This is a genomic window from Escherichia sp. B1147, assembly GCF_001660175.1.
Taxonomy (GTDB): Bacteria; Pseudomonadota; Gammaproteobacteria; order Enterobacterales; family Enterobacteriaceae; genus Escherichia; species Escherichia whittamii.
The window spans coordinates 109,379-120,513 of sequence record NZ_LFHY01000014.1 but is presented as its reverse complement, the minus strand read 5'-3'; the positions used below and the strand labels follow the sequence as shown (position 1 = coordinate 120,513).

Below are 11,135 nucleotides of genomic sequence, written 5' to 3'. Positions count from 1 at the left end.
CCCTAAAGCAGACTGACAGACATCACAAATCCCCGGGTGGGGACTTGTGTATAAGAGACAGCCCGAGGAAGGGGCCTTAAATAAGGAAAGGGTCATGATGAAAATACTCATCATCGTGGTGCTCTTAGTCATTAGCTGGCCAGCTTACTAAGACTACCAAGGCGGGGGAAACCCCGCTCTACCCTCACTCCTGAAAGTATGTCACTCCGCCCTTACTGTCAATCGACTGCTCTCCGTTCTTGCGAGGCGAATAGCAAAATTATCTGCGCCGCCGGGCCTAATTCTGAAAATGTCTTCGTTTGCTCTTATTTCATTATTGCAGTCGGTATGATACCGGACCTCAATAATTCTCTAAGAAAGGACCTCTTATGAGCGAACAAATCACGTTTGCCACCAGCGATTTTGCCAGTAACCCGGAACCACGTTGCCCCTGCATTTTGCTGCTGGATGTTTCTGGCTCGATGAGCGGCAGACCCATTAATGAACTTAACGCCGGATTGGTTACCTTTCGCGATGAACTGCTTGCCGATCCGCTAGCCTTAAAAAGAGTGGAACTCGGTATTGTGACGTTCGGCCCGGTGCATGTGGAACAACCATTTACCAGCGCCGCTAATTTTTTCCCGCCCATCCTGTTTGCCCAGGGCGATACGCCAATGGGAGCCGCCATTACCAAAGCCCTGGATATGGTTGAAGAGCGGAAACGTGAGTACCGCGCAAATGGTATTTCGTATTATCGCCCGTGGATTTTCCTGATCACCGATGGTGCACCAACCGATGAATGGCTGGCTGCCGCCAACAAAGTGTTTCAGGGAGAAGAAGATAAGAAGTTTGCCTTCTTTACCATTGGTGTTCAGGGGGCTGATATGAAGACTCTGGCCCAAATCAGCGTCCGTCAGCCTTTGTCCCTGCATGGATTACAATTCCGCGAACTGTTTAGCTGGTTATCCAGTTCGCTACGTTCGGTTTCCCGCTCCACGCCAGGAACGGAAGTTGTGCTGGAAGCGCCAAAAGGCTGGACATCAGTGTGACCTGGCGTCCGGTTTATGCCTCTGCTGTCGGAACGTCGCACATTAGCGCTGATTTGCCTTGTCAGGATGCCTGCCAGATACAGGTCGCATGGCTAAAAGACCAGCAACCATTACTGGTGATGTTTCTTGCTGATGGTGCAGGTAGCGTCTCGCAGGGCGGGGAGGGGGCGATGCTTACTGTCAATGAAGCGATGACTTATGTGTCGCAAAAAGTGCAGAACGGTGAATTTGGACTCAATGATGTCCTCGCAACGGATATTGTGCTGAACATTCGTCAGCGACTTTTTGCTGAGGCTGAAGCTAAAGAATTAGCGGTTCGCGATTTTGCCTGCACATTTCTGGGACTGATTTCATCGCCTAACGGCACATTGATTATGCAAATTGGCGACGGCGGTGTGGTGGTGGATTTTGGTCGTGGTCTGCAACTGCCGCTCACGCCGATGGTGGGTGAATATGCCAATATGACGCACTTTATTACCGATGAAGATGCCATTTCCAGACTGGAAACTTACACCAGCACTGAGTGTGCGCATAAAGTTGCAGCATTTACGGATGGTATTCAGCGGCTGGCGTTAAATATGCTGGATAATTCTCCTCATGTGCCTTTCTTTACCCCGTTTTTCAATGGACTGGCGTCAGCAACGCAGGAACAATTCGATTTATTACCTGAATTGTTAAAGCAGTTTTTGTCCAGCCCGGCGGTAAACGAGCGTACCGATGATGATAAAACCCTGGCACTGGCGCTGTGGTTACCATGAAACCCACTTTATATACTGCTACTGGTGAGTGCGTTACGCCAGGCCGTGAACTGGGCAAAGGTGGTGAAGGCGCGGTTTATGATATCGCGGAGTTTGCCGATAGCGTCGCCAAGATTTACCACACGCCGCCACCCGCCTTAAAACAGGACAAACTTGCCTTTATGGCTGCGACAGCTGACGCACAGTTGCTGAATTATGTCGCCTGGCCGCAGGCAACCCTTCACGGTGGACGAGGCGGAAAAGTTATCGGTTTTATGATGCCAAAAGTTTCTGGTAAAGAACCGATTCATATGATCTATAGCCCGGCACATCGTCGCCAGAGTTACCCTCATTGTGCGTGGGACTTTCTACTCTATGTTGCGCGCAATATGGCGGCCTCTTTCGCTGCGGTGCATGAGCACGGGCACGTCGTCGGTGACGTTAACCAGAACAGTTTTATGGTAGGTCGCGACAGCAAAGTGGTGCTGATAGATAGCGACTCCTTTCAGATAAATGCTAATGGCACGCTGCATTTATGCGAAGTCGGTGTGTCGCATTTTACACCGCCAGAGTTGCAAGCCCTGGCGTCATTTGTCGGCTTTGAACGCACAACTAATCACGATAATTTTGGCCTTGCGTTGCTGATTTTTCACGTCTTGTTTGGTGGGCGTCATCCTTATTCAGGTGTGCCGCTTATCTCTGCAGCGGGGAATGCGCTGGAGACGGATATCGCCCATTTCCGCTATGCCTACGCGTCAGACAATCAGCAACGTGGCTTAAAACCGCCGCCACGATCGATTCCGCTATCGATGTTACCGGGTGATGTTGAAGCCATGTTTCAGCAGGCGTTCACTGAAAGTGGCGTGGCAACCGCGCGTCCTACAGCAAATGCGTGGGTAGCGGCACTTGATTCTTTACGCCAACAGTTAAAGAAATGTGCCGTTTCAGCAATGCATGTTTACCCCGGACATTTAACCGACTGCCCGTGGTGTGCGCTGGATAATCAAGGTGTTATCTATTTTATTGATCTCGGTGAAGAGGTCATTACCACTGGCGGAAATTTTGTACTGGCTAAAGTCTGGGCGGTGGTAATGTCGTCAGTAGCACCGCGAGCGCTACAATTACCGTTGCCCACTCATTTCCAACCTGGGGGCAGGCCGCTTCCTTTAGGCCTGTTACGGCGTGAATATATCATTCTGATTGAGATCGTACTGTCAGCGTTATCGCTGTTGCTTTGCGGTCTTCAGGTAGAACCGCGTTATATTATTTTGGTTCCTGTGCTGGCGGCTATCTGGATTATTGGTAGTCTGACAAGCAAAGCTTACAAAGCAGAAATCCAGCAACGCCGTGAGGCTCTTAACCGCGCAAAAATGGACTATGACCATTTAGTCAGCCAGATCCAGCAGGTGGGGGGGCTGGAAGGTTTTATCGCTAAACGGACGATGCTCGAAAAAATAAAGGACGAGCTTTTGGGATTGCCGGAGGAAGAAAAACGCACTCTGGCAGCACTTCACAACACCGCAAGGGAACGCCAGAAGCAGAAGTTTCTGGAGGGATTTTTCATTGATGCGGCATCCATTCCGGGCGTTGGCCCGGCGCGTAAAGCGGCGTTACGGTCCTTTGGGATTGAAACAGCAGCAGATGTGACCCGGCGCGGCGTTAAGCAAGTGAAAGGATTTGGCGACCATCTGACACAGGCGGTTATCGACTGGAAAGCGAGTTGCGAACGCCGTTTTGTGTTCAGGCCGAATGAAGCGGTAACACCAGCAGACAGACAAGCAGTCACGGCGAAAATGGTCGCCAAACGACATCGGCTGGAAGCCGCATTGACAGAGGGCGCGGCAGAGTTGCAGCGATTCCATCTTCATGCCTCTGCACGGGCTATGCCGTTGATGGAACCGCTACGTCAGGCGGCAGAAAAACTGGCTCAGGCGCAGGCTGATTTAAGCCGCTGCTGAGTCATGTTTCAATTAACGAAATACCACTTCCGCCCAGCGTGCCAGTCCGGCGGTGACGGAGCCAAAGTCATCGCCGCCTGCAATCGGAATACCCGGCAACTGTTCTGCCAGTGCTTTTTTAATCAGCGGGGAACGGGCGCTACCGCCGGTCAGATAAATGACGTCCGGTTTTTCCTGGGAGTTATCCAGCGCCAGTTGCACCTGTTCCAGAATACGCGCCAGAGGTTGACTGAGGGCGCTTTCCAGCCCTTGCTGGCTAATCAGTGTAGCCAGTTCATCGCTGATAAACGGCAGCGACGCGAGGGTTTCCGCTGCGCTGGAAAGCGCAATTTTGCACTCTTCCGCGCTGCGTACCAGCCGATAGCTTAAACGCTGTCGCCAGACTTTCTGCAGCAGGGCCACTTTCTCCGGCTCGCGGGCATCGCGTACCAGATCATTAAGTAAACGACCGTTGGCACTACTGTAGAAGTCGCTCTGCGCAGGCACATCGTTGATCGCCACCGCGTTCCACCACGGCAGGATCGGCAGGGCGATGCCTTTTTCAGTTTCGCCGCCCATGCCCAGCAACGGCATCAGGTTTTTAAACGCCAGTGCGATATCCAGATCGTTACCGCCAATACGGCAACCACTGTGTCCAAGCAGGCTGGCTTCACGATCGAGACGCGAACGCCATTGCGGTCCCATTAGCAGCAACGAACAGTCGGTAGTACCACCGCCAATATCGACCACCAGCACGCGTTTTTCTTCCTGCAAGGTCGCTTCGTAATCCAGCCCAGCCGCCACTGGTTCGTACTGAAATACTACATCCCTGAATCCGGCACGCTTTGCCGCGCGCTCCAGAATCCCTTGCGCCTGGGCGTTTGCTTCATCGCCACCCAGCCCCTGGAAGTTGATCGGGCGACCAATCACTGCCTGAGTAATTGCCTCCGGCAGTTGAGCTTGTGCCTGCTGGCGAATATGCAACATCATTGCGCAGACCAGATCTTCAAACAGCGCCACCTGCTGTGGTTTTAAGCCGCTGGCACCGAGGAACGATTTTGGTGATTTCACAAACCACACTTCTTCTGGATCCTCAATGTACTGCGCCAGTGAGGAAAGACCGAACTGCACGCTTTTCGCCGTGACATCGATATCTTCTTCGCGATTGTAACGAATCGCCCGACGTAACAGTGCCTGTGTTTCATCGTCAGTTGTCGGAACATCATGATGGCGGTACAGCCATTCGCTTACCGCTTCACGCGTTGGTGCGCAAAGCATTGAAGGCAGCAGCGTGCTGTCGTTTTCCATTTTCAGCAACTGCGGTTTACCATCGCACATCACCGCTACTGAACAGTTTGCTGTACCGTAATCAAAACCAATAAACACGAAATAATCCCCATGCCGGTGAAGAAGGGGCGTGACTTTAGCGAAATGTTGCCGTCGCGACAACCGGAATATGAAAGCAAAGCGCAGCGTCTGAATAACGTTTATGCTGAAAGCGGATGAATAAGGAGATGCGATGTATACCCTGAACTGGCAGCCGCCGTATGACTGGTCGTGGATGTTGGGATTTCTTGCTGCCCGTGCGGTGAGCGGTGTGGAAACGGTCGCTGACGATTATTATGCCCGTAGCCTGGCTGTGGGCGAATATCGTGGCGTGGTGACGGCTATTCCGGATATCACCAGCCATACGTTGCACATAAATTTAAGTGCTGGTTTAGAACCCGTTGCCGCTGAGTGTCTGGCGAAAATGAGCCGCTTATTTGATCTGCAATGTAACCCGCAGATTGTTAACGAGGCGTTGGGCGAGTTAGGCGCGGCGCGGCCTGGATTGCGTTTACCTGGCAGCGTTGATGCTTTTGAACAGGGCGTGCGCGCCATTTTAGGCCAACTGGTGAGCGTGGCGATGGCGGCAAAATTGACCGCTAAAGTGGCACAGCTTTATGGCGAACGGCTGGATGATTTTCCGGATTATGTCTGCTTTCCCACGCCTCAGCGGCTGGCAGCAGCCGACCCGCTGGCATTAAAAGCGTTGGGCATGCCGCTGAAACGGGCAGAGGCACTGATCCATTTGGCAAATGCGACACTGGATGGTTCCTTACCAATGACGATTCCGGGCGATGTGGATCAAGCGATGAAAACGCTGCAAACTTTTCCTGGTATCGGGCGCTGGACTGCGAATTATTTTGCCTTACGTGGCTGGCAGGCGAAGGACGTTTTCCTGCCGGATGATTATCTGATTAAACAGCGGTTTGCGGGAATGACGCCGGCACAAATTCGCCGTTATGCCGAACGCTGGAAACCCTGGCGCTCTTATGCGTTGCTGCATATCTGGTATACGGAAGGCTGGCTACCCGAAGATACCTGATTCTGGTTGCCGGATGCGGCGCGGGCGCCTTATCCGTCCTGGGGAATGAGCGATTTGTAGGCCTGATAAGACGCGTCAGCGTCGCATCAGGCAAAGGGGGAGTGCAATACTCAGTTAATTGCGAAATAACTGCTATTAACCAGTGATTCCAACGGCTGGCCCTCGGCAATCACATCGCCATAAATCAGGTCAACACCAATGTCAGAAAGCGTATCCAACACCAATGGCAACGCGACTGGCCCGGCGATGGTTTTCACGCCCAACCGCTGGGCATGACCCTGAATGATAGAAATCAGCATCTCATCCATTAAATTGCCCTGTACGCTGGCGCATAACTCGGCGTCAAGCAGGAGATAATCCGTCATATTTGCTTTGAGCGTATTGAATATTTGCAGGTCGCGCCCTACCTGGCTGAGTATGATCTGGCATCCGGCAAGCCGAAGTTTTTGCACAGCCAGCCCGTGGTCGAAAATCGCTTCTGCGGGAATAATCAAATGGAGCAATCGTGGCGGTAATGAACTTTGTTCCAGTTGCTCAAGCAGTTCGTCTACCAGAGTGACGCAGTGAGGCCCCGCAACGGAAAGGGGAAGGGCGATGCTTAAACCTTTATTGGCAACCGCTTTTGCTGTTTGTTGGAAAAATTCACGTAATACCCGGCGGTCAAGCGCGTGGCTGAGTGCCGGATCGCTGAAGCTACGGCGGAATGTCTGTTCATCAATCAACTCGCCTTTGCTACTCCTGAGCTTAAGCGAAATCAACCACAAACTACGCGTTTCCGTGATTCGTGGCGAAGCGATGCCGTGGGCAATCATCATAAGCGGATTCTCTTTAGTCATCCGCCACTGTTCATCGAGCGACATCACTGTCCGTTCATTATGTGCCGTTTCCTGCTGTGGTTCATAAACGGTGACCTGACCACGACCACCATTTTTCGAAGCATAACAGGCGATATCGGCCTGGGACATAACTTCTGCTGCCTGATGATTACTGTCGTTTATTAACGTCATCCCGGCGCTTGCTCCTACCCGATGTAACCGACCTTCCCACATAAAGTGATAATCATTAATCGCATTGATAATGCGCGTCGCGATAAAACGAGCACTTTCGACATTACAATCCGGCAGCAACAGACCAAATTCATCACCACCGAGCCGTGCCAGTAGATCGCTGGAGCGCAGCATACTCAGCATCAACGAAGACAGCTCGCGCAGCAAAGCATCGCCTGCCGCGTGTCCGGCGCTGTCATTTACCGCTTTAAAGCGATCAAGATCGATAAACACCAGTGCATGTTGTTGATGCCTGCTGTGAACGGTTTGCAGCAGTATTCGCAGTTGTTTCTCAAAACTGGCACGGTTCGCCAGATGCGTCAGGGCATCATGGGAGGCGCTATAGCTAAGTTGGCGTAGCATTTTGCGTGATTCGGTGACGTCCTGAATCACCAGCACCGAACCAATGCTGCTACCATCCAGGGTGCTTAACGGCGTAATACTGTAATGGACGTCATAGCTGCCACTGCTACGGCAGTGGAGGACCACGTCCTGTTCAATAGCAGAACGTGACGTGTCGGCACTGTAAATGTTCTCAATTAACGGTCCGGTGTCGCCAGTTGTAAGATGCAATACCGTCAGCAGCGGAACGCCCAACGCCTCTTCTTGCTTCCAGCCGCTCATTTTCTCAGCGACTGGATTCATAAAGGTGATTTTCATCGCTATATCAATACAGATCACGGCTTCACCGATAGAGTCCAGGGTGATATGCAGACGTTCTTTTTCCTGGAACAGCGCCTCGTTGAGCTGTTTTACTTCTGTCATATCCATATTGATGCCAAGCAGGCGTTCGACTTCACCTTCTTTGTTCAGAACCCGATTGGCGAGTGCGCGGATATGACGAATACCGTCTTTTACCGTAATGCGAAATTCCAGTTTAAAAGGCAAACGAGCCTGCAGCGAATCGCGAATCACTTTTTCGGCGTGTTCGCGATCTTCCGGCAGCACGCAGTCATACCAAACCTGCCAGTTTGGTTTGATATGCGGGGAAATTTCATATAGTTCAAACATCCGCTTATCCCAACTGAAAATATCTGGTTTCAACTCCCATTCCCAGATACCAATCCCGCCAGCTTCGTTAGCCAGCGTGATGCGTTCCATCAGTTGCTTATTCACCTGCTCGGTGCGTTTTAGTTCGTTAATGTCTTCTATCTGCGCAATGAAGTAGAGTGGCTTGCCATCGGTGTGGCGTACCAGTGAGACGGCAAGCAGCGCCCAAACTACGTCGCCGTGGCGGTTGTAGTAGCGTTTCTCCATCGAGTAGGTATTGATTTCACCGCTAATCAACTTCTCAACGTGTTGCAGATCTTTATTGAGATCTTCCGGCCAGGTCAGCTGTTGGAAGGTGAGAGCACGCAGTTCTTCCTGGCTGTAGCCGAGAAACTGGCATAGGGCTTTGTTGCTTTGCAGCCATTGCCCTTCAGTACCCACTAACGCCATGCCGATAGCGGAATACTCCATGGCGTTCCGAAAGCGGGTTTCGCTTTCGGAAATATGCTTACGCTCCGCGCGGAAGGCGTACATCACCATGGTCATGATGTTGGCGGGAAGCAGGATCAGCAAAAATGGCAGCCACGGCATATGGCTCATCAGGTACGCTCGCGGCGTGGCAAGCAGGGTGGGATCGGCAGCCATCATTAACGACACCATCATCACTGTAGTGAGGAAGATCAAAAAGGCTTCCATTCGTGGCAGGCGAACGGCGCTCCACATCAGCAGCACAATAATGAAAGTGAAAGGCCACGGCAGGTACAGCATCGAAAGCCAGCTTAACGTCAATGTGATAGCTAACGTCAGCAGCGTTTCAAACAACAGTCGTGGGTTACGATGGCGTAATAGATAATGCGGTTTAAACAACAGGCCCAGCGGTACCAGCGCCAGGGCGCCGATGGATTCAGAAAGCACCCAAATGAGAAATGCTCTCAGGGGATCGTCGCCTGGCGTAAGCAGGATAATCAGCGCGCCGCCTAATACTGGCGGCACGATGGCGCTGCCAAATGCGAGACGAAGCCAGTCAGCCAGATTTTGTAGCGGGTTATACCACGGTAATAATTTTCGCAGCAGCATTGCGCCCACGATGGCTTCAATAATGTTGATAGCCGTCCAGGTCATATTGAGCGAACTGGTGGAAAAGAGCAGCATGGATGCGGCTATGTTTCCCAGCGAGCAGGCTAACGCGATGCCTGGCCACATGCGTCCGGCATGGCGGTAAAACGCCACCATCATAATGGAAGTGGGGAACCATAGCGGCGCAAGCTGAGTGCCAAATTGCGAAAGCTCAAGCGAAAAAAGGGTAAAGATAAACGAGACTAAACCTAAACTGACGAGGTGAAGCAGGGGATGAGGCAAGGTAATTAAAACACGCTGTGATGGTTTACTCATTACCGCTCTATCCGTATGGCAAGGCCGTCAGTATTAGTATCTGTGTTTATGCTAGTACAAAAGTTTTACATTTTATATGCAAATTGCTCATAAAGTGACGTAATGGCGGATAATTTGCGCAACTATGCATAACATTTTTCACCTTGCGTCATAACTGAGCAATTAAATTTGCATCAGGGAATTGATCGTCAACAATTAACTCTGAGAGCAAGGCAACGCTATTCGACTGGTATCACGCGGATGAAATCCCTATAATTGCCGCGTTTGGCGCTTCGGCGCCCCCTTCCTAACATCCAGGTTAATCAGGTCGCTAAATTTATGACTGATCAGTCTCATCAGTGCGTCATTATCGGTATCGCAGGCGCATCGGCTTCCGGCAAGAGTCTCATTGCCAGTACCCTTTATCGTGAATTACGTGAACAAGTCGGCGATGAACACATCGGCGTTATTCCGGAAGACTGTTACTACAAAGATCAAAGCCATCTGTCGATGGAAGAACGGGTTAAAACTAATTATGACCACCCCAGCGCGATGGATCACAGCCTGCTGTTGCAACATTTGCAGGCGCTGAAACGCGGCTCGGCTATCGACCTGCCGGTTTACAGCTATGTTGAACATACGCGTATGAAAGAAACGGTGAAGGTTGAACCGAAGAAAGTCATTATTCTTGAAGGCATTTTGCTGCTGACGGATGCGCGTCTACGCGACGAGTTGAACTTCTCGATTTTTGTGGATACCCCACTGGATATCTGCCTGATGCGTCGCATTAAGCGCGATGTTAATGAGCGTGGTCGTTCGATGGATTCTGTAATGGCGCAATATCAAAAAACCGTGCGCCCGATGTTCCTGCAATTCATTGAACCTTCTAAACAGTATGCAGATATCATCGTGCCGCGCGGCGGTAAAAACCGCATCGCGATCGATATATTGAAAGCGAAAATAAGTCAGTTCTTTGAATAAGCTTGATAAATTGTGTACCGTTCAGTGATAACCTGGTATGCCCTTGACGTAACTGGCGTTAAGGGAGTGATGCGCGAAAGGAGAAAATGCCATGCGTCTGTGTGACCGAGATATTGAAGCCTGGCTTGATGAAGGCCGTTTGTCGATCAACCCACGTCCACCAGTGGAGCGTATTAATGGCGCGACGGTGGATGTACGCCTGGGCAATAAATTTCGTACCTTCCGTGGTCACACGGCAGCGTTTATCGATCTGAGCGGTCCCAAAGACGAAGTGAGCGCTGCGCTTGACCGGGTGATGAGCGATGAAATTGTGCTTGATGAGGGCGAGGCGTTTTATCTCCATCCGGGAGAACTGGCGCTGGCGGTGACGCTGGAGTCGGTTACGCTGCCAGCCGATCTGGTGGGCTGGCTGGATGGGCGTTCTTCACTGGCGCGTCTGGGGCTGATGGTGCACGTTACCGCGCACCGTATCGATCCTGGCTGGTCAGGCTGCATTGTGCTTGAGTTTTACAACTCCGGTAAACTGCCGCTGGCCCTGCGTCCGGGCATGCTTATTGGCGCGCTGAGTTTTGAGCCGCTTTCAGGTCCGGCAGCGCGTCCGTATAACCGCCGTGAAGATGCGAAATATCGCAACCAGCAGGGCGCGGTCGCCAGTCGTATCGATAAAGACTAATTCA

Annotated in this window: 9 protein-coding genes; 7 read left to right on the top strand and 2 right to left on the bottom strand. The window is 51.7% G+C overall.

What is annotated here, in order from left to right; genetic code table 11:
• Positions 1–94: 94 nt before the first annotated feature.
• From A9180_RS24315 to A9180_RS14925, 4 genes are all read left to right on the top strand, one after another.
• On the top strand, positions 95–151 hold the full coding sequence (locus A9180_RS24315) for a type I toxin-antitoxin system Ibs family toxin (protein ID WP_100692412.1): 57 nt from the start codon (positions 95–97) through the stop codon (positions 149–151).
• Between the two features lie 217 nt (positions 152–368).
• On the top strand, positions 369–1,028 hold the full coding sequence (locus A9180_RS14935) for a vWA domain-containing protein (protein ID WP_064529464.1): 660 nt from the start codon (positions 369–371) through the stop codon (positions 1,026–1,028).
• A complete protein-coding gene (locus A9180_RS14930; protein ID WP_064529463.1) occupies positions 1,025–1,786 on the top strand; it encodes a PP2C family serine/threonine-protein phosphatase in 762 nt (253 codons plus the stop codon). The genes A9180_RS14935 and A9180_RS14930 overlap by 4 nt, the downstream gene beginning before the upstream one ends.
• Complete coding sequence (locus tag A9180_RS14925; RefSeq protein ID WP_064529462.1) at positions 1,783–3,723, top strand: helix-hairpin-helix domain-containing protein; 1,941 nt, start codon at positions 1,783–1,785, stop codon at positions 3,721–3,723. Before A9180_RS14930 ends, A9180_RS14925 begins: the two co-directional genes overlap by 4 nt.
• 12 nt (positions 3,724–3,735) lie before the next feature.
• On the opposite strand, the gene yegD is transcribed toward A9180_RS14925, so the two are convergent.
• A complete protein-coding gene (yegD, locus tag A9180_RS14920) occupies positions 3,736–5,088 on the bottom strand; it encodes a molecular chaperone (RefSeq protein ID WP_064529461.1) in 1,353 nt (450 codons plus the stop codon).
• Positions 5,089–5,221: 133 nt separating this feature from the next.
• On the opposite strand from yegD, the gene alkA reads away from it, so the two are divergent.
• Positions 5,222–6,070: a DNA-3-methyladenine glycosylase 2 gene (gene alkA, locus A9180_RS14910; RefSeq protein ID WP_064529460.1), complete on the top strand. Its 849-nt coding sequence runs from the start codon at positions 5,222–5,224 to the stop codon at positions 6,068–6,070.
• Positions 6,071–6,180: 110 nt separating this feature from the next.
• On the opposite strand, the gene A9180_RS14905 is transcribed toward alkA, so the two are convergent.
• Positions 6,181–9,498, bottom strand: a complete 3,318-nt coding sequence (locus tag A9180_RS14905) for a diguanylate cyclase (RefSeq protein ID WP_064529459.1) — start codon at positions 9,496–9,498, stop codon at positions 6,181–6,183.
• 318 nt (positions 9,499–9,816) lie between these two features.
• On the opposite strand from A9180_RS14905, the gene udk reads away from it, so the two are divergent.
• Together udk and dcd are read left to right on the top strand one after the other, a co-directional pair.
• A complete protein-coding gene (udk, locus tag A9180_RS14900; protein WP_064529458.1) occupies positions 9,817–10,458 on the top strand; it encodes a uridine kinase in 642 nt (213 codons plus the stop codon).
• A gap of 91 nt (positions 10,459–10,549) precedes the next feature.
• Entirely contained in the window at positions 10,550–11,131 is a 582-nt protein-coding gene (dcd, locus tag A9180_RS14895; protein WP_001234767.1) for a dCTP deaminase, read from the top strand.
• Positions 11,132–11,135 lie beyond the last annotated feature (4 nt).